This window comes from Microcystis sp. M20BS1 (assembly GCF_020245305.1).
Taxonomy (GTDB): Bacteria; Cyanobacteriota; Cyanobacteriia; order Cyanobacteriales; family Microcystaceae; genus Microcystis; species Microcystis ichthyoblabe_A.
Genome location: NZ_JADBUZ010000085.1, coordinates 42645 through 67390, shown reverse-complemented (window position 1 = coordinate 67390; position 24746 = coordinate 42645). Strand labels below are relative to the sequence as shown.

Sequence of the window (24746 nt, the reverse complement as noted above, 5' to 3'; positions counted from 1 at the left end):
GATAACTCGACCGACCCAACTGCAACAAAAAGCGTTAGATTTATTGGGAGTTTCCCTGATTTGTACCCAGTAACGGGGCGGCGGAAATTCTCTTAATCCCTCCTACAGCATAGGTTATGGCCTTTTGTCAACGGGGAAGTCAAGAAATACAATCGACCTAACATTGCATTGACGGCATAACTAGCTTGATGATCTGACATAATGATAAGTAGTCGTGCAAAATTAATTTCCTAGTGAAGATAGGCAAAAGGCAAAAGGCAGGAGGCAAGAGGTGGTTAGATATGTGTAGTTAATTTTGCTTAGGTACTTAATAGAGGGGCTCTTCTGGTTTCTGTGTGGAAACGAGGTCTATACTGATAGTTTCTTCGACAAAATAGTCCTAAAAGTGTTACCCGATAAGCATTTCACGATTCCATAAGCAAAAATTATCACACAAAGTCGAGAAGAGCCATAGAGGGAATTAATAGAAGAAAAATAACCGCATTAAATTAGTTAAAAACGCTCATTTTCTAGCCATTGTTCTAAGTCCTCTACTGACTGAAAATCTAATAAAGCTTCTCCTAAGTTTTCTAAATTTTCTAGAGAAAGACTTTGGATATTGGCAGATAATTCGGCAGAAATGCCACCTATACGCCGATTTAATTGACGTAGAAGCAAATTGATGGCTTCTTCTTGTCTTCCTTCCCCTTTGATTTCCTGATAGATGACAGATTCTTTCATAATGTCCTTCCTCAACAATTGTTGAATGATGTCTTTGTTTAATACTAATCCGGCGAGAATTGCGGTGGAGGCAGCCAGATTGCTTTGTTCTCGACTGTCGCTGATTTGTTCGATTTTTTGGGCGATTTGCCGCAGTAAATTCTCTTGCTCCTCAGCTTGAGCTAGTATAGCAAAGGGCAATAGTCCCGGTGCTTGCAATAAGGGTTGATAGGGTTGTTCCCATAGTCTAATCACCTCAAATTGATGATAAGTTTTTCCCTGTTGATAGTCATTCTGTCTGACTAGGGGTAAGGTACTTTTCCTTAGATAAATCACTACCTGATAGATAGGTTTGCCTTGATAGCGTCGATAGAGTCTTGTGGCATAATCGAGCATTCTATAGGGAATATCCTCTTTAGGGTCGGTTTGGAACTCAATATGTAAGATTAGTTCTTCTGACTCCAAAAAGATTAAACTATCGGCTCTTATCGGCTCTAATGATAACTCTGAGGGTTTAATTTCGGTTAAATCCAAAGGTTTACCTAATAACCAAGTGGCTAAATCTCTCGAATATTCCAGGGAGATAAATTTACAAGTAGAATCATACATCAGTCTTGACTATATTTTACTCAAAAATGGAGATAAATAGACTAAAGCCTGGTAAGACATCCTCTCCGCTGAAATTAGCGGGTAGTTCCATAATTTCTAAGGGTTGCTGAGGACGATAAATTTCCACTTGTTGTTGTTGAGGATTAACTAGCCAACCTAATCGCAAACCACTGTGGAGATATTCCCGCATTTTAGCTTGAATTTCTGGGAGGGAATCGCTACGGGAGCGCAGTTCAATGACGAAATCAGGACAAATAGGCGGAAATTTCTCCTGTTCTTCTCGACTTAGAGCTTGCCAACGAGTTAAACTCACCCAAGCGGCATCGGGAGCGCGATCTCCCCCCTTCGGCAAACGAAAAATCGTCGCCGAACTAAAGACTTTACCCAATTGGGTTTGATGATTCCACAACCAAAGCAAACTAATAAAATCGGCCTCTCGGTTGCCGCTAATTCCCCCAACAGGTGGCATCACAATTAATTCTCCTTGAACGTTTCTTTCCAATTGCCAATCTGGGTTAACTTGACAGAGACGGTAAAACTGCTCATCGGTGAGATTGACTGTATCTAAGTTTAAAATCACTGCTGCCATAGCTATATTTCACCCTAGAAAACACTCTAGTCTTAATTATAGTCAATTAGATTCCCCGCCAGATTGCGATCGCACCGTCCCGATCTCCAGTGACTAACCAACGACCATCTCGACTGGCAACCATTCTTAAGATGACGTTTCCCTTGAGGGTATTCAAGTGCCGACGGGTATTAACATCCCAAAATTTCACAGTGCCATCCCCGGAAGTGCTGGCCAAAACTTTACCCCCATCCAGCAGGGCCATATCGGTAACAGCGTCGTTATGGGCGAGAATAGTAGTGGTGCCGATGCCGCTTTTCACTTGCCAACCGCGGATCGAACCGTCTTGACTAGCAGTACCGGCGGTATTACCATCCTTAGAAAAAAGCACCCGATAAACGGGGAATAAATTACCTGCATAGGCACGAATAAAGCGACCGGTACTCACTTTCCACAGTTTAACGAAGCCATCGTAATCGGCGCTAACAATTCCTTTACCATCGGGACTAAATGCGATCGCCTGAATCGGATGATTATGACCGCGCAGGGTTTTTAACAGTGTACCCGTCTGAAAATCCCAGAGTTTGACTGTACGATCCCAGCTACCCGTGGCCAAAATTTTGCCATCGGGAGAAATAGCGGCATCAGTAACGAGAAAAGCATGGCCGGGATAGGTCATTTCTAATTTTCCCGTGCGCGTATTCCAGCGTTGCACTTTTCCCCCCGCATCGGCAGTTACGAAAGTCTTACCATCGGGACTAAATTGGATAGCGTTAACGGTATCACCTAGTTGCCAAGTCCTGAGAGGTTTTTGGGTTTTTAGGTCCCATTCCCTGACAGTGCCGTCAAAACTACCACTCAGCAGCCTGGAGTTATCGGGACTAATAGCCAAAGCATAGATGGGATCCTGATCGGCTTTTAAAATAGTAACCCGTTCGACGGTCTGCCAAGGAACCATTTCTGCTAGGGGAGGTGCTTGCGGAGTGATGATTTTGCCTTTTTCCTGATTGACTGCACAACCACCAGATAGCAACAGTAGCAATAATAACGATAACGTCGGTTGATAAAGGGTTATTTTCATAGAATTTTGCCGTTGTCAAAATCATCTTAAACTACTTTAAACTTGAACTGGTAAAATTTGAATAGAATAACGACAACGAGGAACAAGATAAATGACAAATTCTTGATTGGTTGTGTTGGCTTATTCCAGAACATTCTGTAAATTTTCACCGTGAGCAATGACCACTTTTTCATTATAGGCAATGTATTGATTTTTATACAAATCAAGCACGGTTTCACAATTTTTGTTTAACCAACGTAACATTTCTTGGGCTTGTTCTTGAGAGATTGAGTCTGTCATAATCTTTCTAAGGAGAGACGGTTTTTATGAGAAGAAAAGCAGCACTAATCAGTTTATTTTTGTCAATTAAAGCTTCTATTTGCTCCGATTGATAACAAGCTGCTTCGACTTCTAAAGAAGCGGCATCCAAAGCATTAAGATAAGCATCGTTTAAAGTGTCTGTTAATTCTTCATCACTTAAATAATATCCTGCTGCTTTTCGGCGTTTATTTTGGCGTTGAATTTCTCTAACACTATTGCGAATGGAGACATCCCAAGAACGAGTGGTTCGGTTTTCTGCCTGTTGTTTAATTAAATGAAGTAATAAGATAACAGCATAACCACGAATGGTGCTAATAATCCCATTTTTGCTCATATCTTCAAGTTCTTCTACAATCGCCAGTGAACCTTTAATATCACCTTTTAAGAGCAAAGCTTTTAATTCTAAAAGTTCTTCCATAATCCAATTTCTTCCCCCAAATATACCTTAATTATATCTTGCCACAAGTCTCTCTATCCCAAAGCTCATTTAAGGCCATCTTGAGCAAAAAATTAATCATTTTTTCATCTAGTTTGAGGTTTTCTGTGCTACGCTATGGTTTTTTATCTAAAAATGGAGTTTTTAATTATGACTCAAAAATTAGCAAAATTAAGCGATTTTCGGCGATTGTATGGGCGAATTGCATTCTATCTCTAATGTATAAATGCGATCTCCTTCTTTTAACTTTAAGCTAAAATAGATTGAGTTCGTTGTGATCGATCGATGGGAAAAAAAGAAAGACTGCTAGAAAAGGCCAAAAACTCACCTCAAGGATTACGTTTTAGCGAATTTGAGAGTTTGCTTAATCTTTGCGGTTGGACTTTTGACCATCAAACAGGAAGTCATCACATTTGGTATTCATCCAAGAGAGTCCGTCTATCTATTCAACCGACAAAAAACGGTGAAGCGAAAGCTTATCAAGTTAAACAATTTTTAAAAATACAGGAGGAAGAAAATGAATCCAACAACCGACGATTTTAACGGTTTTAGCATTAATATCTTCCAAGATGAGGAGGGAGATTGGATAGCATACTTAGTAGAAATGCCTAGCGTTTCCGCTTTTGCTGATCGCCCCCAAACAGCACTCAATCAATTAATTTTAGCTTGGGAAGGCGTTAAAGAAAGTTATCGTCAACATGGTGAAGAAATTCCTCATTTAGCTATGACAAAAAATTAGGCAAACTGTTGTGTATTGAAACTGGGTCTTGAAAAATTTAGTACAAATGCTCGGACTTTTTTTTCCCAACCCCTAACCCCAAATTCTGCTACTCAGATTCAGGTTTCTTAGGGTCTTTTTCTGGGGTATTAGCGGCGGGATTTGGGGCTATTGTCGCAATTTGGGCGGCCATTCTTGTCATTGCTTGACCTTGGGCGAATTCCTGCTGTAGTTGTTCGCTAGAAGAAACCAAACGACTTAAACCCTGAATTAAGCGGATAATTTCCTGTCGCAGTTGCGGATTACCAGTAATTTCATCCACATCCGAGGTGATTTTCTGAAGATTGGCAAAAGCGGCACGAGAGGAGTCGAGGAGTTGCTGTAGGGTGACAACAGTGGCAGGATCGGAGAGATAAGCGGTAAAATTTCCCAAATTTTCACTTAATTTAACAGCATTTGCCGAAATAGTGTTTAAATTATCGATAATTTGGCTTTTCTGCACTTCCGTCAGGATGGGATCCAAAGCAGCGAGAGTAGTTTGTAGGCGATCGCTAGTAGTTTTGATACTATCGAGAGTGGCAATTAAACGATTTTGATTAGCTGCCAAAAAAACCCGCAGTTCTTCGGTGGTTTCTCCCACCAAAAGCAGCGTTTTTCGGGCCTCTACTAGGGTAGCGTCTAAATTTCTCAGGCCGCCACTTCCCTGTAAACTTCTCAGTAAAGTAGTCGCTTCCTGACTCAATCCCCCGACACCGGAAAGATCACTAGAAAGGCGATCGAGGGAACCGGATACTTGCGGTAAGGATTCTAGGGATCTCATACCCGAATTAAGTTTACCTAGAGTACCGCTGCGACGTACCTCGCTTAAAGCGGTGGTTGCCTCACCACTAAAGCGATCGAGTCCCCCCAAGGCATTGGCAGCGCGTTGGGTAAAGGAACGAAATCCGGCCACCATATCGGGATCGCTAACTAGATTAGAAATTCTCAGTAAAGATCTGATCAAGGTATTGACATTTAGCGCCGATTGCCCTTGTAAACGGGAACCGTTACAGATAATCACTTCCCCATTGCAGTTAGGACTCAAAGGGGGTTCTTTGACACCACCGACGGGTAAAGCTTGCAGGGGAGTAATATCGATCGTGGTTTCACCGACTAAACCGGATTGAATGGCTTCGATGAGGGAATTACTGGGAATTAGGCGATCTGCTGGCGAAATCTCCACTTCTACGGCGACTCCCTCCGGTTCTGGGGTAATTGCCGTCACTTGCCCGATTCTCACTCCCCGATAACCGACGCGGGTTCCCACCATCAGGCCACCCACATTAGGAAAAAGGAAGGTGGCTCGATAACTGCGTCCCCCGAAGCTAAAATTACTTAACCAGGCGATTAACCAGATTAATATTCCCCCCGATGTCAGTAACATTAAACCGATACCACTTTGCCGCAGAGTTGGGGAAATCCCTCGTTGTGAACCGCCAGCTTCCATAAATAATTACTCCTCATCTCTACACAGTGTCAGGATACACAAAAACAGGTTTTCTCGAAAATGATCGGTGAGTTTAACGGTTATAAACAAGTGTATCAGCTGCAGCTGGAGTTAGATAATCTGGAACAAGAAGCGATCAAAATGGCCAAAGTAGCCATTAATCTAGAACAATACCTAAAACCAATTATTGGACAGTTTCAAGGCTTGATCGATCGCGTAGTGACCATTGACGGGGAACTTTCCCGCAGTGTCAGCGAAAAAGATGCCTCTAGTTTAGCAGTTGGATAGATTTTCTTATATACTTTTTCCCCAAGTATGACAACTGGGGAAAGCTGGAACGGTGGCACACCATAAATCATCCTCTTGCCAAACAATAACTTTAATATTCATCTTTAACTTTTTTGTTCTTATACGTCGAAGTAATGATCGATATCAATCGGGAACCACTCCCCATCTAATACCTGTTCGAGGGAGAAAGGAGGCTCCACAGGAATCGCATCGCCAGTGACGGTTTTCGCTTGTATTAGGGTTTTTCGAGCGTTCGAGTAGGCTTTTTGAAAATAATCCCGCGCATGGTTACTGAGAGTAGTGGTTTCTAGCCATTCTCCTAGTTGAGTTCGGAAACTGGCGATTTCTCCTACCCAGTGACAGACGTTGCGTTCTCGCTCCCGTTCCGATCTGTGATAAGCTAACTTAAACAGGTGTTCGATAAGCTAGGTTAATAAACTCTCTACAGCCCGTCTGTCACTTTTCCCCATGCACTCCACTTCCTCGATCAGATTTTCCCAGTCCACCTCATCAAACTTTTTTAGCTTTAAAAGTTCGGCGGTTTTTGAAGCCCAGAGAACAAAATCCTGATCGTATAAGGCTTTCATTGATAAAGCTGTTTCTACTGCCATAGTTTCGTTCCCACTGATCATAAAACTATGTCTTTAGCTTAACTTTACTAGCGCAAACCTTTTTAACTTTTTTGTCTTTCACTAAGCATTGTAACTCGATCTCATCAGACGTTATACAATAAATCTTGTCCCTCGATCGCATTGTCCCATGACTACCCCCTTCACTGCCGCAGAAATTGCCTCAGAAGGCATCAAACCCGAAGAATACGAAGAAATAGTCAAAAGACTGGGAAGACACCCCAACAAAGCCGAATTAGGAATGTTTGGCGTGATGTGGTCGGAACACTGCTGTTATAAAAACTCCCGGCCGCTGCTCAAACAATTCCCCACCACCGGCGAAAAAATTCTCGTCGGACCGGGGGAAAATGCCGGAGTAGTGGATTTAGGCGATGGATTGCGATTAGCCTTTAAAATCGAGTCCCATAATCATCCTTCTGCGGTGGAACCGTTCCAAGGTGCCGCTACCGGAGTCGGAGGCATCCTGCGGGATATTTTTACCATGGGGGCCCGTCCCATTGCTATCCTCAACTCCCTCCGTTTTGGTAACTTGCAAGATGCCCGCAATCGTCGCATTTTTGCCGGAGTCGTGGAAGGAATAAGTCATTATGGCAATAGTGTCGGCGTTCCCACGGTGGGCGGTGAGATATACTTCGATAATGCCTACAATGGCAATCCCCTCGTTAATGCCATGGCTTTAGGGCTAATGGAAACCGAGGAAATCGTTAAATCTGGGGCAAAAGGACTGGGAAACCCAGTTTTATACGTTGGTTCTACCACCGGCCGCGACGGTATGGGAGGGGCGAGTTTTGCCAGTGCCGAATTAACCGATAAATCTATGGATGACCGGCCCGCGGTGCAAGTGGGCGACCCTTTTCTGGAAAAATCCCTGATAGAAGCTTGTTTAGAGGCATTTAAGACCGGTGCGGTGGTGGCGGCCCAGGATATGGGGGCCGCGGGGATCACCTGTTCTACCTCCGAGATGGCAGCCAAGGGAGGGGTGGGAATTGAATTAGACCTCGATAAAATACCCGTCCGGGAAACTGGGATGGTCCCCTACGAATATCTGCTGTCGGAATCCCAAGAAAGAATGTTATTTGTGGCAGCATCGGGACGAGAAGGCGAATTAATCGAGATTTTCCATCGTTGGGGACTTCAGGCTGTGGTCGCTGGCCAGGTAATTGCAGAACCGATCGTCCGTATATTATTTAAAGGGGAAATTGCCGCCGAAATTCCGGCCACGGCCCTAGCGGATAATACTCCGATTTATCATCGGGAATTACTAACAGAACCGCCGGAATACGCCCAAAAAGCTCAATTATGGCAAGATAGCACGATTCCTATTCCCGAATCCTATAACGAGATTTTATTAAAACTGCTCGATAGTCCCTCGATTGCCTCAAAACGCTGGGTTTATCGTCAATATGACCATCAAGTCCAGAATAACACTGTTATTCTCCCCGGGGGGGCCGATGCGGCCGTGATTCGCGTGCGTCCTCTGGGTGCTAATCCCGCAAATTCTCGGCGAGGTGTAGCGGCGACTACAGATTGTAATCCGCGATATGTTTATCTTGATCCCTATAACGGAGCTAAGTTGGCCGTGGCGGAAGCGGCCAGAAACCTTAGTTGTGTTGGGGCTGACCCCATTGCTGTCACGGATAATCTCAATTTCGGAAGTCCAGAGAATTCAATCGGTTATTGGCAATTAGCCACTGCTTGTCAGGGTATTGCTGAAGCTTGTCGGGAAATGAATACACCGGTGACTGGGGGTAATGTCTCTTTGTACAACGAAACCGTTGATGCAGCTGGCAGCCCCCAGTCTATTTATCCGACTCCCGTGATTGGGATGGTGGGATTAGTGCCGGATATCGGGCAAATTTGCGGCCAAGGTTGGCAAAAAGCGGGGGATTTAATCTATCTTTTGGGTTTCTCCTTGCCAACTATCGGCGCTTCCGAATATTTAGCCGTTATTCACGGTTTGGTGACGGGAAAACCGCCGGTAATTGATTTTGAGTTAGAAAGAAAGGTACAAGCGGCCTGTCGTTGGGGAATTCGCGCCGGTTGGGTGAAATCTGCCCACGATTGCGCCGAGGGAGGTTTAGCCACTGCTCTGGCAGAATGCTGTATTAGTGGGCAGTTAGGGGCGGAAATTGACCTTTCTTGGCAGCATCAGGGCCGTTTTGATGCGGTATTATTCGGGGAATTAGCTAGTTGCATTATCGTCTCCGTTTCCCCCGAAAATCAGCAAGATTGGGAAGAATATCTAAAGACACAATTGGGAGACTATTGGCAAATAACTGGCAAAGTTAGCGAAAAAAACGAGAATCTTCGGATTTTTGACCGGGATAAACAACCAGCGATCGATGTTAGTCTAGAAACTATACAGCAAGTTTGGTCAAAAGCGATCGAAAGAAGGCTGTAATCTTGAGGCCGTCAGCTAGATAAGATGGCCGATTATATCGGTAAATAAAGGCTGATAGCTGATAAATAAATCGTTAAAAGAAGATTAAGATCGGTTAAGATTTTGTTACCAAAGTATTCTGCAGCCCCAACCCTCCCATGTCTAGCCATCCCGACTCATCTGTATCTTTTGCCAGTGTCGATAAGCCTGAAGAAGCCTGTGGAGTTTTTGGACTCTATGCCCCCGAGGAAGAAGTAGCAAAACTGACCTATTTCGGACTCTATGCCCTGCAACACCGAGGACAGGAATCGGCAGGTATTGCCACCTACGACGGGGAAACGGTGCATTGTTACAAGGAAATGGGCTTAGTTTCCCAAGTTTTTAACGAAACTGTCCTTAAAACCTTGCCCGGTACTCACGCCGTCGGTCATACTCGTTACTCTACCACTGGTTCTAGCCGTCGCGCCAATGCCCAACCTGCCGTGATCGAAAGCCGTTTAGGTAAACTTTCCCTAGCACATAATGGCAATTTAGTCAATACTTTTGAGTTAAGAAATGTATTAGAACAGCGCGGTTGTGATCTCGTCACCACCACCGACTCGGAAATGATCGCCGTCGCTATCGGTCAGGAAGTGGATAGTGGCAAGGATTGGATAGAAGCGGCGATCGATGCCTTTAGCTATTGTAGCGGGGCTTACAGCCTTGTTATCGGCACACCGACGGGAATTATCGGGGCGCGGGATCCCAATGGTGTCAGACCCTTAGTAATTGGGGTTTTGCAAGAAGAAGGCAATCCCCCCCGTTATGTTTTAGCTTCGGAAACCTGCGGATTAGATATTATTGGGGCCGATTATCTGCGGGATGTGCAGCCGGGGGAATTAGTTTGGATTAGTGAAGATGGCTTATCTTCGGTGGATTGGGCCATGAAACCGGAGAAAAAATTATGCGTTTTCGAGATGATTTATTTTGCTCGTCCCGATAGCATTGTTCACGAGGAATCTTTATATACTTATCGGGTACGTTTGGGGGAACAATTAGCCAAAGAGTCGCCGGTAGAAGCAGATATGGTAATGGGAGTTCCCGATTCGGGTATTCCGGCTGCGATCGGATTTTCGCGCATTTCTGATATTCCCTACGCGGAAGGATTGATTAAAAATCGTTATGTGGGACGGACTTTTATTCAACCAACCCAACACATGAGAGAGTCGGGGATTAAGATGAAATTGAATCCTTTAAAGGATGTTTTACAGGGAAAAAGAGTTATTATTGTTGATGATTCGATCGTGCGGGGAACCACTAGCCGGAAATTAGTTAAAGCTTTACGCGATGCCGGAGCAAGAGAAGTTCACATGAGAATATCTTCTCCTCCGGTGACTCATCCCTGTTTTTATGGCATTGATACGGACAACCAAGAGCAATTAATTGCGGCAACTAAATCGGTGGCCCAAATTCAGGCACAAATCGGGGTGGATAGTTTAGCTTATCTCAGTCAAGATGGGATGTTAACAGCAACGAAGGAAGATCCGAAAACCTTCTGTACTGCCTGTTTTAATGGCGATTATCCGATTCCTGTACCTGATAATGTTAAGCGATCGAAGTTGATCTTAGAAACAGTTAAATAGGGGTTGCTGAATAAATCTAAAAACCTTGCTGGGTAAGACTTTTAGACTTTTTATCAATCAAAAAGTACCAGAGATGGGAGTGATCGGGGGGAAAATTCAGGGACTTTTTCCCTGAAAATTAGGTAATTGACCAGGTGAAAATCGGTAAAACCCTACACCCCACACCCCACACCCCACACCCTGTCCCCACGAATAACTTTTTGCCGCAAACCCTAAATAGCCTCAAGGCTAAATCCTCTGAAAACAATCGGCAATTTCCTGGGGAGTTAAAAGAGAATTAGGATAACCAGAAAGTTGTCCTAATTTTTGTGCTAATAAAACTGCTTGGGGTGGAGTTAGATAGGTTTTGGCTAAGAGATCGGTTTGATGATAAGCTTGCCGGATTGGGGCATCTAAAAGGATAGTTCCTTGACCCATGATAATTACTCTTTCGGCGTATTCTGGCATTAAATAGAGGTGATGGGTAATCACAATAACCGTTTTGCCCATCTGGTGTAATTGACGGCTCACCTCTAAAATTGCCTTAGCCCCTTGGTAATCTTGGCCGGTGGTGGGTTCATCAAAGACCACTATACGCGGTTCCATGGCTAAAATTGCCGCAATCACTACCCGCGCTCGATCGCCTTTTGGTAAGGAGAGAGGATGATAGGAGCGATATTCTAGCAATCCCATGGCTTCTAGACTTGCTTCCGTGCGTTGGGTGACGATTTCTGGAGGATAACCGAGATTAGTCAGGGCAAATGATACTTCTTTCTCGACAGTGGTGTTAAAAATCTGATTATCGGGATTTTGGGCTACATAACCGATCGAGCGAGCTAAATCACTGACAGAAAAGCTACCGGTCGAACGTCCGTCAATCATAACTTGACCAGTGGTTGCCGAGAGAAGATTGAGAAAATGCTTGACTAAAGTGCTTTTTCCTGCGCCATTTTGACCGATAATCAGCAGATATTCCCCTTCGGCAATATCGAGGGACACATCCCGCAAAGCGGTAGTACCATCGGGGTAGGTATGGCAGAGATTTTTTACCCTCAGTATGGGGTTTAAGGGGTCAGAAACCGACGACAAGGGAGGGTTTGGTGTTATTTGATGATAAAAGGATTTAAGCTCGTTTAAACGGGCAAAACCGCGGTCTAGGGTGACAGGAATGGACTCAATCGCCCCGATTTTCTGCTCGATCAAGGCAAAAGTAGTGGCCACTTGCGGGGGACGCAGGGCATTTTCCTGTAAAAGTTGTACTTGGGAGTAGATCTCTGCTGGGGTTCCCATGGCTTCGATCGCACCATCTCTTAATAGTACCAGGCGATCGGCATATTCGGCCATTTCCTCGGCTGCGTGGGAGACCATCACAATGGTGACACCGAGATGGCGATTTAATTCCTTAATGGTGGCGAAAACTTCCTGGGAGCCTACCGGATCCAGCTGGGAGGTGGGTTCATCGAGAATTAACAAAGCGGGCTGAACTGCAAGGGCAGCGGCGATCGCTAATCGTTGTTTTTGTCCTCCTGATAGTTCCCCCGGCGATTTTTTTTCCATTCCCTCTAACCGGACTGCCGCTAAAACTTTGGGAATACGCGCTTTAATTTCCTCTCGCGGTAGCCGTAAATTTTCTAAGGTAAAAGCGATTTCATTTTCTATCGAAGTGGCTAAAAGTTGCGTTTCGGGATCTTCAAATACTGCCCCCACATAGCGGGCCAAGGTGCTAACGGGATGGGTTAAAGTGTCTAAACCGGCTACTGTTGCATAACCAAAAAAACGCCCTCCGTAGAATTGGGGGACAATACCGTTAAGAGTTAAACAGAGAGTAGTTTTTCCCGCACCTGTGGGCCCGATAATACCTAAAAATTCGCCTCGATGAATTGCTAAAGAGATATTTTTAAGCACTAGATTGGAGGATTCGGGATAAATATAGGAAACTTTCTCTAATTGGGCGATGATTTCCATTATCGGTGGGGAATAGAAGACGGGAGTGGAGTAGATAGGGAGATATTTTTCAGGGAAATTTGAATGAGGGACGCTTCTATTTTCCGCTATTTCGATCGATGAACTTGATTATCACACAGGTGGCCTACTACTCTGTGATTTATCCCGCAATTTTATCAGTTACCCCTCGCCCGTTCGCATAAAAACTTAATATTTCTACTCTTGACAAATTTGCTGTAAGGTGCTAAAAAAATCGGGGTAGGAAATGCCGGCCGCTTCAGCGCGATGGATAGTGGTGGGTTGACGGGAATTGAGGGCAGCGATCGCTAGACTCATAGCAATGCGATGATCGGTAAAACTGTCCACTTCCGTGCCGAATAGGCCTGTACCGCCGGTAATCTCTAAACCATCGGGTAATTCCGTTACTTTTGCCCCTAGGCGATCGAGTTGGGTGGCCATCACCGTCAGGCGATCGCTTTCCTTCACCCGTAATTCCTCGGCATCCTTGATAATTGTCGTTCCTTGGGCAAAAACCGCCGCTACTGCCAAAATCGGAATTTCATCGATCAGACGGGGTATAATCTCACCAGCGATCGTGGTTGCCTGTAGTTGACTGGATTTCACCCGCAGATCCGCCACCGGTTCCCCCGTCACCACCCGTTGATTTTCGAGGGTGATATCTGCTCCCATTGCCTGTAAAACCTGTAAAACTCCGGTTCTAGTCGGGTTTATTCCCACATTTTCGATTAATAACTCGGAATTAGGCACAATTGCCCCCGCTACCAACCAAAAAGCTGCCGAACTGATATCCCCGGGTACAATCACCGTTTGTCCGGTTAAAGTGGGATAACCCGTCACCGTGACGCTATTAGTCTCCCCATCCACCTCAATATTTGCCCCAAAAGCGCGCAGCATCCGTTCACTGTGATCGCGAGATAAAGCGGGTTCCGTGATTGTGGTTTTCCCCTCCGTTAACAGTCCAGCGAGGAGAAGACAGGATTTCACCTGTGCAGAAGCAACGGGAGAATAGTAGTGGATCGGTTGCAGAGATTCCCCAGAAACGGCTAAAGGAGCCAAAGAATTAGCTTTTCTGCCCCAAATTTGCGCCCCCATTTCTTTGAGGGGTTTCACCACCCGGGACATGGGACGCGATCGCAGGGAAGCATCACCGGTAACGACAAAAAAACGGTCTCGATGACCGGCCAATAATCCTAACATTAAGCGGATCGTCGTGCCGGAATTGCCCGCGTCGAGGATTTCTAAGGGTTCCTCAAGATTGCCTAAACCCCTACCTTTGACGATCACTTTCTCGCTGTTGAGTTGGGAAATTTCCACACCCATGGCACGAAAACAACTAGCGGTACTGCGGGGATCTTCGCCCAATAATAACCCATGAATAACAGTTTCTCCTTCGGCGATCGCTCCTAACATCAGGGAACGATGGGATATGGATTTATCGCCAGGGATAGTGATTTTTCCGCGTAATCCCGTGATTTTGGCTGGATCGATGACTAAATCTTGATGGGATTGAAGGGGGTTAAGGGTGACAATAGACATGATCGTTAGGCAGATGAAGACAAGCTCGATCTATTTTCCCCCTTTACCTCGCCCTTTCCTTGTCAAGTTATGTAAAGAATATTAAGCTAGAGTGACAGTTGATTTTCCCAGTGTGACAGGAACGAGGGAAAGGACACAAAGATCGATCGCTCCCGTATTAGGTTAAACTTATCACACCAAGAAACTGATAACTGATAACTGATAACTGATAACTGATTATGTCTCGTCGTCAACTGTTGAGTTTTTTAATTGCAGTAATTTTGGCATTTTTTGCCTTTATTCCCGATGCTAACGCTTTAGGTGGTTCCCAACCCCCTTTAAATCAACCGGCACCCGATTTTAGCCTACCGACTAACACGGGAGAAGGGAATATTTCCCTATCGGATTATCGGGGTAAGTGGGTAGTTTTGTATTTTTATCCCAAGGATTTTACCCCCGGCTGTACCCTAGAAGCGCGGCGTTTTCAGCAGGATTTGCCGAAATATATGGCTAAAAATACGCAAGTTTTAGGGGTAAGTGCCGATGATGTCGATTCTCATGCGGAATTTTGTGACTCGGAGGGTTTAAAATTTCCCTTACTGGCAGATACTACCGGAGATGTTAGTAAAGCCTATGGTTCTTGGATGGGTTATGTTTCCCTGCGTCATACCTATCTTATCGATCCGCAGGGGATTTTAAAAGAGATTTATTTAGGGGTAAATCCTGCCATTCACAGTGCCGAAGTTTTAGCGCGTTTAGAGGAATTACAGGCGAGTTCATAAAAAAAATCCCGACCACGATTTTTTTATCGGTGGGGGATATAGATTAACAACCTTAACCGAGATAATCAGGACTAATTGCAATTATCGTCCTTATCACCCTTACAGTCACGGTTTTGTAAAATTAGCGGCCAAGAGGAATGGTCAAAATGGTTATCTTGACTATTAACCGCTAAAGTGTGAGGAATTGAACCTAACAGCAAGGAGGCCACAACAAACAAGGTTAACGAGATTTTCATGGTTTTACTCCCTTAGACACCATCAGGTAATTGACCTATTTTTAGCATAGGGTTTTCCCGCTCGGATGTCAGTCCCATTGCCAAGAGGGAAAAAGGGGTTAACATGGAAAAAAAGGGAATTTGAGTAGAATAAAGTAGAACGGGATGAAACCACAGGGATGGGACGAGTTTCTCAAACATCTAGCCAGAGAATACGGTGTTCAAGGCAAATTAAAGGAAATTTTTTTGGTTCGTTTTGCCTACGAAAATTGGCGCAAACCGGATGAGGAAATTTGGGAAATGGCCGAGGCTGCCAGCCATGAAACCTATAAAAAACAAATGACTAAAATATATAGCTATTTCTCGGCAGATAAAGATAATGGCTGTCCCGAACTCGAATTAGGTAGTAAAGGGCCGGGTAAGTTCCAAATCCTCCGAGAATGGTTCAAAGATATCAAATATCCTGAATGGAGAAATCAACCCGTCCCGATACTAGCAGAAAAATCAGTTATAGATACTTATATTAGCCGCCCTCCCGTCGAAAGCGACTGTTATCAAGAAATTAATCGTCCGGGGTCACTCATTCGCATTAAATCCCCTGAAAAGACTGGTAAAACTTCTCTGCTTAAACACCTGCTCGCTCAGGCAGATAGTTGGGGACATAGCACAGTTTATATTAATTGTCAAGTGGCAGAAAAGGCGATGTTTGCCAGTTTAGACCGATTTTGTCGCTGGTTTTCGGCCAATGTTAGCCGAGAATTGGGTTTAAAGCCGCAATTAGATGAATATTGGGATGAGGAACTATTTGGCAGTTTAATCAGTTGTCAAACCTATTTTCAGTCCTATCTTTTGGAACAGATTAACGGGCCGCTCTTTTTGGCCCTAGATAATTTAGACAGAATTTTCGAGTATCCCGACATCGCTAGGGATTTTCTGCCGCTGTTGCGCTGTTGGCACGAAGAAGCTAATAATTTAGAAATCTGGCAGAATTTGCGGTTAGCGATTGCTAATTCCACGGAAATCTATATTCAATTGGACGCTAATCAATCTCCCTTTAATGTCGGCCGTGCGATTAAATTACCCGGTTTTAGCCTCGAACAACTGGAAAACTTGGCTAGTAGCTACGGATTGCCTAAAAATGAAGATAATCAGCGTTTTATCGGGGATTTAATCGCTCTAGTTGCTGGTCATCCCTATCTTAGCCGTTTGGCCCTGGAAGCGCAGGTGCGCGGGGAGAAAAATATTCTCCCTAATGCTGCTACCCAAGGGGGAATTTACGCGGCACACCTGCGTCATCACTGGGATAATCTGCAAAAACAGCCGGAATTATTGACAGCGATGGGGGAAGTGGTTAATTCTTCCGATAAGGGAGTGCGATTAGAACCGATTACTGCCTATAAACTGGAAAGTATGGGTTTAATTCAGTTAAAAGGCGACCTAGCCCAGCCTAGCTGTCAATTATATCAGCTTTACTTCCGAGAAGAACAAACTGGCAGCGATCTCTAGTGGATAATTAGGGTCTGCTGAAAAAGTTTTTCCTGGTGGCAGGGTGTGGGGTGTAGGGTGTAGGGTGTGGGGTTTTACCGATTTTGAGGGGGTCAATTACCTAATTTTCAGGGAAAAAGTACCTGGATTTTCCCCCCAATCACTCCAATGGTCGGCACTTTTTGAGGTCAAAAAAGTCTAAAAGCCTTATCCAACAAGGTTTTTAGATTTATTCAGCAAACCCTAATTAGACACCGATAAGCATCCGGTGCGCTCAAAGATTGCTCAACTTGCTAAAGATTGTAGTTCGGAAGTGCCATAAACTCTCACGATTTTATCTTGGCAGGCCGTGGCGATATAATTACCATCGGGACTAAAACAAACGGAATAGATTTTCTGGGGATGGGGAATAGAAATAATCGCTTTTCCTGCTTTTAAATCCCATAATTTTAAGCTTTTATCATCACCACCACTGGCTAATAGTTGATTATTAGGACTAACACTAACTGAATTGATATGATCACTATGTTCGCTGAGAGTTTTTACCTCTGTACCTCTTTTAATATCCCAGATTTTAATAGTTTTGTCTTTGCTGCCACTGGCTAAAAATTTGTTATTACTGCCGAAATCTACCGATAAAATACCTCCAAACCAATCGGAATGACCTTTTAAGGTAATACTGCTCTTTTCTCCCAGATTCCAAATAATTACCGTTTTGTCATTTTCGCCGCCACCACTGGCTAAAAGTTGACCATTTTGACTAAATTTAACTGTTAGGACTTTATCGCTATGACCTTGTAAAGTGGCTAGAATTTCTCCAGTTTTTACTGACCATATTTTCACCGTTTTATCTTCACTGCCACTAGCAATAATTTCCCCATCGGGATGAACAGCTACTGCTGTAACTTTATCTTGGTGTCCCGTTAAGGTAGAGATTAATTTTTTAGTTTCTAGTGACCAAATTCTTAGGGTTTGATCATCTCCTCCACTAACCAAAAATCCTTGACAGGGACTAAAAGCAACAGAATTAACTCCCTTGTCCCACCAACCGGCTTTTTCATGTCCTTGTAAACTAAATTTTTGATTTTTTTGCCAATCCCAAACAATAACAGTTAACTCGTTATCTCCACTAGCTAAAAATTGACCATCTTGGGAAAAAGTTAGACATTTAACCTCACCTTCATGGCCTTCTAAGGATTTAAAAGATACTAAGCGATTAAACATAGTGAAAACATTAGTTAATCAAGATTTTTCGGCATTACCCGATCTTGCTTGTTCTGTAGGGGACTAAGCCATCCCTGAGATAACTTTTGAGAAATCTCCGATCACCACAAGTACGAGGAAGCCATTCTTCCATGATTATAACTAATTACAGTGTTTTTCGTCAAGGAGATTCATAGCTGATAAGTACCCGTTGACAATCCTAGTCGTAGGGTGGGACAATAATCGAAAAAATTGCCCGATAAATTAAGTATTGACCGTAACCTAGCCCAAAAAGGCTGCTATTTAGGGGCGCTATAGGGTAAGATTAACTATTAGGGTGGAGTTTATTGCCGATTTTAATCTTGTCCTAAGCGAGCAAAATTGACAATTGAATCTGTAATTTTTAAAATATCTATCCCGTCAATCTCATCTAAACGCAAATGCTTAAAATTTTAGTTGATGGTACACCGATAAGACAAAATCCTAGTGGAATTGGATTATATGCTTATCACCTGATTGCCGAATTAGCTAAATTACAAAACCAAGAAAACTTTTCCCTGTCCCTCTGTTTTCAACCATCGGTAAAAAACTGGCTGCGGGGTAATCTTTCTATTCCCGAAAAACTGCAATCCTATCCAGAGGTTAAATGTTTACCAATTCCCGTCAGTCTTAGCAATATCTTAACCAGATTTCCTAATCCTCTAATTCCCTATCTAGAAAACTTTCTTGATTCTCCCGATATTCTCCACGGATTGGATCATGTGGTGTATCCTTGTCGTCAGAGTCGCAAAGTTATGACTATTCATGATGTTACTTTTATTAAATATCCTGAGTTTGTCACGGGGATTGTCAAAACCTACACCCAACGGATTAAACAATCTCTACAATGGACAGATTTAGTTATTGCTAACTCCGCAAGTACCAAACGAGATATTATTGAATATTTAGATGTGAACCCAGAGAAAATTTTTGTTACTCCCCTCGCAAGTCGTTATTCTTCTCTCCCCAATTATCCCTCATCTCTAACCATCACTAAACCCTATTTACTCTTTGTTAGTACCCTAGAACCACGAAAAAATATTATTAATCTTATCGATGCTTTTAACTATCTTAAGGACAGGTATAAATTAGACCATAATCTGATTCTGATTGGCAAAAAAGGATGGAAGTATCAACCAATTTTCGATAAAATATCTCAGTCTCCCTTTCGAGATAGTATTCAACATCTTGATTATCTTGCTGATGACTTAGTTGCGGATTATTATCAAAAAGCCGATGTTTTTGTCTATCCTTCCTTTTATGAAGGTTTTGGATTACCAGTTTTAGAAGCGATGACTTTAGGTTGTCCCGTGGTAACTGCTAATACTGCATCCTTACCCGAAGTCACCGGAGACTCGGCAATATTAATTAATCCCGATAATCCCCTAGAAATTGCCGCAGCAATCTATCAAGTTATTAGTGATACCTCTCTCCGTCAAGAATTAATCACTAAAGGAAAAAAACAAGCGGCAAAATTCTCTTGGCAAAAAACCGCACAAGCTACTATAAAAGCTTATCTTTCTCTTTTATAATAAGTAAGTAGTTATAATTAAATTGAAGATGGATCCCCCCTTAATCCCCCCTTGATAAGGGGGGTGCTGATCCCCCCTTAATCTTCCCTTGATAAGGGGGGTGCTGATCACCCCTTAATCTTCCCTTGATAAGGGTGGTGTCTGACAACTTTTAACACCTACCTGCTTAACTAGCTAATATCTATGAATAAAAACCATCAATTATTAATCAATCTCGCTTTTTTAGGTACTAAATATACTGGATTGACTACCTATACTAAAAATCTCATTCCTCAATTAGCTAACTTAAATCCTACCCTAATCACTTCTAATAGTTACCCAGATTTTAACACCTATCCTGTGTCGGCAAACCTCACCCAAGAGCAGGGAACCAAAGACAATATTAGGCGCTTAATTTGGACAGAAACCCAACTCTATCAAACCTATCAACAATTGAAATCCTCTCTGCTATTTACCCCTATTCCAGAAGCACCTATTTATCGAAATTGCCGCTATATTGTCACAGTTCATGATTTAATTCCCCTGCGATTTCCGAAATTTTCTCCCCTAACTTTTTATAATAAATACTATTTACCTCAAGTCCTGAAAAAAGCCACACATATTATCGCTGTTTCCCAAGCAACTGCCGCCGATATTAATAAGTTTTTTAACATACCTCTTGACAAAATAACCGTGATTCTTTCTGGATATGATTCTCATAATTTTCGTCCGCTAAATCTGGCGACTCGTCCCTATTTTCTCTATCTTGGTCGTTATGATCCTCATAAAAATCTCGGTCGTTTAATTACTGCTTTTTCCCAAATCGATCCCGAATATCAATTATTAATTGTCGGTCAATTTGACCCCCGTTTTACCCCTGCTCTACAGCAACAGGTAGAAGCATTATCAATCTCTCAACGGGTGCAATTTTTAAACTATGTTTCTTATGAAGAATTGCCGCAACTTTTAAACCAAGCAACTGCTTTAGTTTATCCTTCCCTTTGGGAAGGTTTCGGATTACCTGTACTAGAAGCGATCGCCTGTGGAACTCCTGTGATTACTTCTAATCTTTCCTCTCTCCCGGAAGTCACAGGAGATGCGGCAATTTTAATTAATCCCTATAGTATCGATGAGATGAGAGAGGCAATGCAGCAAATCGCTACTGATGAACAATTACGCCTAAAATTAAAGTCCCTCAGTCGTCAACGCGCCGAGCTTTTTAGTTGGGAAAAAACGGGACAAGAAACCGCCACAATTCTGCAAAGTTTTCTCTAAAAATGGTGACAAAAAAACTTATCGATTATTGCAGGATGGCTTAGACGGCACTAAGCATTAAAACCCAAGTATATGAAAGCAAAAACCTGTAATCTGCTGGGGAGATTCAGTGTTAATTCCTATATATTATTGTGCCATTCTTCGGGAATTTGAGCAACTTTTTCCTTACCATTAGGCTGATGAATAGGTTTTCCTAAAGGACGAATTTTGAGATTTCCTTGCAAATAAGCGGCGATTCTTTCCTTGGCAATTTTCACATATTCTGCTTCTTTTTCACTCCCCATCACTCGACGATTGTGCATAATACTAGCAATCAGAGAAGTTCCAACCCCAGCAAAGGGATCAAAAACCCAATCCCCCTCATTTGTCAAGGCTAAAACACATCTTTCTACTAATTCGATCGGATATTGACAAGGATGGATAGTTTTCTCTGGATGATTAGATTTAACGTTAGGAATATCCCATAGTAACTCATCCCATTCTTGTGCTAAAAACTCCCAAACATCGCTGGGATTTTTTCCTAAAGGATTACCAGAGGGTTTACCGATATTTTTACCTTTAAAATGGCGCTTACCAGGGTATTTAGCGGGGATTCTCACTGGATCAAGATTAAAGGTATATTTATCGGTTTTTGTCAACCATAAAATAGTTTCATACCTGCCAGAAAATCTTTTAGAGGTATGTAATCCATGGCCGAAATGCCAGACAATTCTATTTCTTAAAAAGAAACCCATTTGTTTAAATAGCTGATAATAAAAAATATCTAAAGGATAAACTTCTCCCTCTTGAACGAAATTTCCCACCTGCCAGCAAATACTGCCATTATCTTGCAAGATTCTAGAGAATTCTCGCATAATTTTGGTTTGGGTTTCCAGATAAGTATCCAAAGAGATTTTTTTTTCGTAGTCTTTTCCTAAATTGTAGGGAGGAGAAGTAATAATCAAGCTCACAGAATTATCTGGTATAGTCTTGATAAAATTATTGCTATCTCCTTGATAAAGAATTATTTCGGCATCAGGTTGATAAAAGTCTCGCACTGATTTTGACTGAGAAAATAAGGGCAATTGATTCATAGAAAATTTAGCAGAGAAGAGCCACTTTTAATTAGGGTTTGCTGAAAAAGTTTTTCCTGGGGGCAGGGTGTGGGGTGTGGGGTTTTACCCATTTTACATCCAATATTCAAGAGAGCCAGTTTTTTAAAACAATTAATGTTATCTGTAGCCAGCAAAGATATAACAAAAATTCTACTTTTTTAGATAAAAATCGGGAAGAAAGTTTTGACTTTTTTCTATTCTTCCCTTAACTTAGATTAGCTCAAACCAGAAACGCACTCGCCTAATTCCACTGTAAAAGGTTGCCAAGGACGAGGATCAATTACTTTTGTCGGTAAATCATGGGATGTTAATAATTCTTGAAAAGATTCGGGACTACCCTCCGCACTTAACACCGCCATTAATAATCCTTTAAACTCGATATCACCACCGGCAGCCGTAGAAATAATATATTCGGGCTGCAAGCGTTGACAGACTGCCAAGGCGCTTTCTTGTCCTTTGATTACCGGTCCGAGGAAAGGTATTTTTAAGTCAATCAAAGGAGTGATAATAACATCAATTTTACCGAGAGAATCGAGGCTAGGAGAATGATAACCGTGGGGTTCGTAGTAGATACTCTGATTTGTCGCTAATTCCTTGATAACATAACCATTTTCCACCAGAGTCGGCCCGACTGGAGAACCGGGGACAGCAGTAATTTTGATCGCATTGTCAAAGATATAACTAGAGCCGTGGGTTAAAGAAATGCGATGGGTATAATTAAGCACTCGAACGACTTTTTCGGCATTAGGAGAAGCCACCACGGGAATTTGGCGATCGAGTACCTGTAAAGTGGGAGGATGAGCGTGATCTTCCAAACCTTGGGAGAGAAGAATCAGATCGATATTTTGGGGAATGGCATGATTAGCGGTTTTTTTGCCCTCAAATAGCCAAGTTAAATTACCAAAAGTCAGGGAACCTACCAACCAAGGATCGAGAAGCAGGCGTTTTCCCCCGATTTCGATTAACCAAGAATTACTATCAAGCCAAGTTAACTGCATATAAGCCGAGGAATAATGGGGATTTTCTTAATTTAATTTAACATTAGCATTAACTTTTCTGCGCTTGGGGGTTTTTCAGTCATCAGTGAATGCCATTTATAGCAGTTATCTTAATGGTGAGGTAGGAAGTCTCTGGTTTTAGGGAACGGGCAACAGTAGCCAGTCGTCAGGGGGTGATACCAAATTAGGTTACACTTCATCTTGAGGAGAAACGCTGTCACACTCCTCACTCAATGCCGGTCACTGAAAACCCAAATCTGATCACTGATTACTGATTACTGATTACTGATCACTGATTAGTCAAGGCTTAAGAAATAGGGAAAGTTTAGCTATCCTAGGGAAAGTAGGCGCTAAAAGGGGAAGAAGAACGCATCAGCCGAGACTGAATTTCTATGACTAAACGTACCTTCGGTGTTATCGGACTAGCTGTCATGGGAGAAAATCTCGCTCTCAATGTGGAGAGTCGGGGTTTTCCTATCGCTGTTTACAATCGCACCGCCAGCAAAACTCAAGAATTTATGGAAACTCGCGCCGTCGGCAAAGATGTCAAGGCGGCCTATAGTTTAGAAGAATTCGTCCAAATTTTAGAGCGTCCCCGCAAAATTCTGGTCATGGTCAAAGCTGGCCCGCCGGTGGATGCCGTGATCGAACAATTAAAACCCCTTCTCGAAGAAGGGGATATGATTATCGATGGCGGTAACTCCCTCTACGAGGACACGGAAAGACGCACCCGGGACCTAGAATCGACCACTAAACTGGGTTTTGTCGGTATGGGGGTCAGTGGTGGCGAAGAAGGCGCTCTGCACGGTCCTTCCCTGATGCCGGGGGGTACAGAGTTCGCCTATCGGGAATTAGAGCCGATTTTAACCAAAATTGCCGCCCAAGTTGATGATGGTCCCTGTGTCACTTATGTGGGGGCCGGGGGGGCAGGCCATTATGTGAAAATGGTTCACAATGGCATCGAGTACGGCGATATGCAGTTAATTGCGGAAGCCTACGATGTGCTGAAAAATGGTCTAGGACTAAGCAATCAGCAGTTACAGGAAACTTTCGCCGAGTGGAACCGCACCGATGAGCTTAATTCTTATTTAATTGAAATTACCGCCGATATCTTTAAGTGTGTTGACCCAGAAACCGGTCATCATCTGGTAGATTTAATCTTGGATTCGGCGGGACAAAAGGGAACCGGACGCTGGACTGTGTTAAGTTCCTTAGAGTTGGGGGTGCCAATTCCGACCATTTATGCTGCGGTTAATGCTCGCGTGATGTCCGCTTATAAGGATGAACGGGTGGCAGCCGCAAAAGAGTTACCCGGACCTGGGGAAACCTATCCGGGGGATGCGGCACTATTTGTGGATAAGGTGCGTGATGCTCTTTACTGCTCGAAAATGTGTTCCTATGCCCAAGGTATGGCTTTAATCGCTAAAGCTTCTCAGGAGTTTAACTATAATATCAGTCTGCCGGAATCGGCCCGGATATGGAAGGGCGGCTGTATTATTCGGGCCAGTTTCTTGGATAAAATTCGCAAGGCTTTTGCGGAAAATCCGGGCCTGCCGAATTTGTTGTTAGCGCCGGAATTTAAGCAAAGTATCCTTGATCGCCAAGAAGCATGGCGTGAGGTGTTAGTCTTGGCTAATAAGTTGGGGATTCCCGTCCCGGCTTTTAGTTCTTCTTTGGACTATTTTGATAGTTATCGTCGGGCCAATTTACCGCAAAATCTCACCCAAGCACAACGGGATTATTTTGGCGCTCATACCTATGAACGTACCGATAAACCCAGAGGTGAGTTTTTCCATACGGAATGGATGACTGAATCCTAAAGCTATCTAATATTTTCTCCCCTTTTTATTTCCAGTAAAAAGGGGAGAT

The 24746-nt window shown here is 43.3% G+C and carries 20 protein-coding genes and 4 pseudogenes; 10 read left to right on the top strand and 14 right to left on the bottom strand.

All coding sequences use genetic code 11. The features are described 5' to 3' along the window. Window positions 1–492: 492 nt before the first annotated feature. From IM507_RS08745 to IM507_RS08725, 5 genes and pseudogenes are all read right to left on the bottom strand, one after another. On the bottom strand, window positions 493–1308 hold the full coding sequence (locus tag IM507_RS08745) for a DUF4351 domain-containing protein (RefSeq protein WP_002739019.1): 816 nt from the start codon (window positions 1306–1308) through the stop codon (window positions 493–495). Window positions 1309–1324: 16 nt separating this feature from the next. Further along, window positions 1325–1897 carry a Uma2 family endonuclease gene (locus tag IM507_RS08740; RefSeq protein WP_002739186.1) on the bottom strand — a complete coding sequence of 191 codons (573 nt, stop codon included), beginning with the start codon at window positions 1895–1897 and terminating at the stop codon, window positions 1325–1327. Between the two features lie 46 nt (window positions 1898–1943). Next, window positions 1944–2957 (bottom strand): WD40 repeat domain-containing protein, encoded by a 1014-nt coding sequence (locus IM507_RS08735; RefSeq protein WP_002738878.1) that lies wholly within the window; start codon window positions 2955–2957, stop codon window positions 1944–1946. 36 nt (window positions 2958–2993) lie between these two features. Next, window positions 2994–3236, bottom strand: a pseudogene (locus IM507_RS08730) (DUF5678 domain-containing protein). A 7-nt stretch (window positions 3237–3243) separates the two neighbouring features. Further along, window positions 3244–3675 (bottom strand): DUF29 family protein, encoded by a 432-nt coding sequence (locus IM507_RS08725; protein WP_002738797.1) that lies wholly within the window; start codon window positions 3673–3675, stop codon window positions 3244–3246. Between the two features lie 303 nt (window positions 3676–3978). Here IM507_RS08725 and IM507_RS08720 point away from each other — a divergent pair, with 303 nt between their 5' ends. Together IM507_RS08720 and IM507_RS08715 are read left to right on the top strand one after the other, a co-directional pair. Then, window positions 3979–4236, top strand: a complete 258-nt coding sequence (locus IM507_RS08720; RefSeq protein ID WP_002738393.1) for a type II toxin-antitoxin system HicA family toxin — start codon at window positions 3979–3981, stop codon at window positions 4234–4236. After that, on the top strand, window positions 4211–4432 hold the full coding sequence (locus tag IM507_RS08715; RefSeq protein WP_002738523.1) for a type II toxin-antitoxin system HicB family antitoxin: 222 nt from the start codon (window positions 4211–4213) through the stop codon (window positions 4430–4432). The genes IM507_RS08720 and IM507_RS08715 overlap by 26 nt, the downstream gene beginning before the upstream one ends. Before the next feature lie 88 nt (window positions 4433–4520). On the opposite strand, the gene IM507_RS08710 is transcribed toward IM507_RS08715, so the two are convergent. Continuing rightward, on the bottom strand, window positions 4521–5897 hold the full coding sequence (locus IM507_RS08710; RefSeq protein WP_002738585.1) for an MlaD family protein: 1377 nt from the start codon (window positions 5895–5897) through the stop codon (window positions 4521–4523). A 30-nt stretch (window positions 5898–5927) separates the two neighbouring features. Between IM507_RS08710 and IM507_RS08705 the strand changes: the two are divergent. Then, a pseudogene (locus IM507_RS08705) lies at window positions 5928–6164 on the top strand (formylglycine-generating enzyme family protein); the annotation flags it as partial. 33 nt (window positions 6165–6197) lie between these two features. On the opposite strand, the pseudogene IM507_RS08700 reads toward IM507_RS08705, so the two are convergent. Further along, window positions 6198–6287: pseudogene (locus IM507_RS08700) on the bottom strand (type II toxin-antitoxin system HicB family antitoxin); the annotation flags it as partial. Between the two features lie 17 nt (window positions 6288–6304). Then, window positions 6305–6796: pseudogene (locus IM507_RS08695) on the bottom strand (DUF29 domain-containing protein). Window positions 6797–6944: 148 nt separating this feature from the next. Here IM507_RS08695 and purL point away from each other — a divergent pair. Continuing rightward, on the top strand, window positions 6945–9215 hold the full coding sequence (gene purL / locus IM507_RS08690; protein WP_069474172.1) for a phosphoribosylformylglycinamidine synthase subunit PurL: 2271 nt from the start codon (window positions 6945–6947) through the stop codon (window positions 9213–9215). Between the two features lie 137 nt (window positions 9216–9352). Then, window positions 9353–10816 carry an amidophosphoribosyltransferase gene (purF, locus tag IM507_RS08685; RefSeq protein ID WP_287636904.1) on the top strand — a complete coding sequence of 488 codons (1464 nt, stop codon included), beginning with the start codon at window positions 9353–9355 and terminating at the stop codon, window positions 10814–10816. A gap of 228 nt (window positions 10817–11044) precedes the next feature. On the opposite strand, the gene IM507_RS08680 is transcribed toward purF, so the two are convergent. Further along, complete coding sequence (locus tag IM507_RS08680; protein WP_287636903.1) at window positions 11045–12760, bottom strand: ABC transporter ATP-binding protein; 1716 nt, start codon at window positions 12758–12760, stop codon at window positions 11045–11047. 195 nt (window positions 12761–12955) lie between these two features. Further along, complete coding sequence (gene aroA / locus IM507_RS08675) at window positions 12956–14296, bottom strand: 3-phosphoshikimate 1-carboxyvinyltransferase (protein ID WP_287636902.1); 1341 nt, start codon at window positions 14294–14296, stop codon at window positions 12956–12958. A gap of 218 nt (window positions 14297–14514) precedes the next feature. Between aroA and IM507_RS08670 the strand changes: the two genes are divergently transcribed. After that, the gene (locus IM507_RS08670; RefSeq protein ID WP_287636901.1) at window positions 14515–15057 is read left to right on the top strand and encodes a peroxiredoxin; all 543 of its coding nucleotides are present in this window, start codon (window positions 14515–14517) and stop codon (window positions 15055–15057) included. Between the two features lie 71 nt (window positions 15058–15128). Here the strand turns inward: IM507_RS08670 and IM507_RS08665 are convergent, their stop codons facing one another. Beyond that, window positions 15129–15293, bottom strand: a complete 165-nt coding sequence (locus IM507_RS08665; protein WP_172969329.1) for a hypothetical protein — start codon at window positions 15291–15293, stop codon at window positions 15129–15131. A gap of 144 nt (window positions 15294–15437) precedes the next feature. On the opposite strand from IM507_RS08665, the gene IM507_RS08660 reads away from it, so the two are divergent. Then, the gene (locus IM507_RS08660; RefSeq protein ID WP_123230911.1) at window positions 15438–16778 is read left to right on the top strand and encodes an AAA-like domain-containing protein; all 1341 of its coding nucleotides are present in this window, start codon (window positions 15438–15440) and stop codon (window positions 16776–16778) included. A gap of 264 nt (window positions 16779–17042) precedes the next feature. Here IM507_RS08660 and IM507_RS08655 read toward each other — a convergent pair whose 3' ends face one another. Then, a complete protein-coding gene (locus IM507_RS08655; protein ID WP_287636900.1) occupies window positions 17043–17981 on the bottom strand; it encodes a WD40 repeat domain-containing protein in 939 nt (312 codons plus the stop codon). Between the two features lie 419 nt (window positions 17982–18400). Between IM507_RS08655 and IM507_RS08650 the strand changes: the two genes are divergently transcribed. Both IM507_RS08650 and IM507_RS08645 read left to right on the top strand, forming a co-directional pair. Then, entirely contained in the window at window positions 18401–19531 is a 1131-nt protein-coding gene (locus IM507_RS08650) for a glycosyltransferase family 4 protein (RefSeq protein ID WP_287636899.1), read from the top strand. A 183-nt stretch (window positions 19532–19714) separates the two neighbouring features. Beyond that, window positions 19715–20785: a glycosyltransferase family 4 protein gene (locus IM507_RS08645; protein WP_069474167.1), complete on the top strand. Its 1071-nt coding sequence runs from the start codon at window positions 19715–19717 to the stop codon at window positions 20783–20785. Between the two features lie 119 nt (window positions 20786–20904). On the opposite strand, the gene IM507_RS08640 is transcribed toward IM507_RS08645, so the two are convergent. Continuing rightward, window positions 20905–21858: a DNA-methyltransferase gene (locus IM507_RS08640; RefSeq protein WP_069474166.1), complete on the bottom strand. Its 954-nt coding sequence runs from the start codon at window positions 21856–21858 to the stop codon at window positions 20905–20907. Between the two features lie 236 nt (window positions 21859–22094). Continuing rightward, window positions 22095–22877, bottom strand: coding sequence for an MBL fold metallo-hydrolase (locus IM507_RS08635; RefSeq protein ID WP_287636897.1), 783 nt, complete (start codon window positions 22875–22877; stop codon window positions 22095–22097). 392 nt (window positions 22878–23269) lie between these two features. Here IM507_RS08635 and gnd point away from each other — a divergent pair, with 392 nt between their 5' ends. After that, complete coding sequence (gene gnd, locus IM507_RS08630) at window positions 23270–24697, top strand: decarboxylating NADP(+)-dependent phosphogluconate dehydrogenase (RefSeq protein WP_069474164.1); 1428 nt, start codon at window positions 23270–23272, stop codon at window positions 24695–24697. The last annotated feature ends 49 nt before the right edge of the window (window positions 24698–24746 follow it).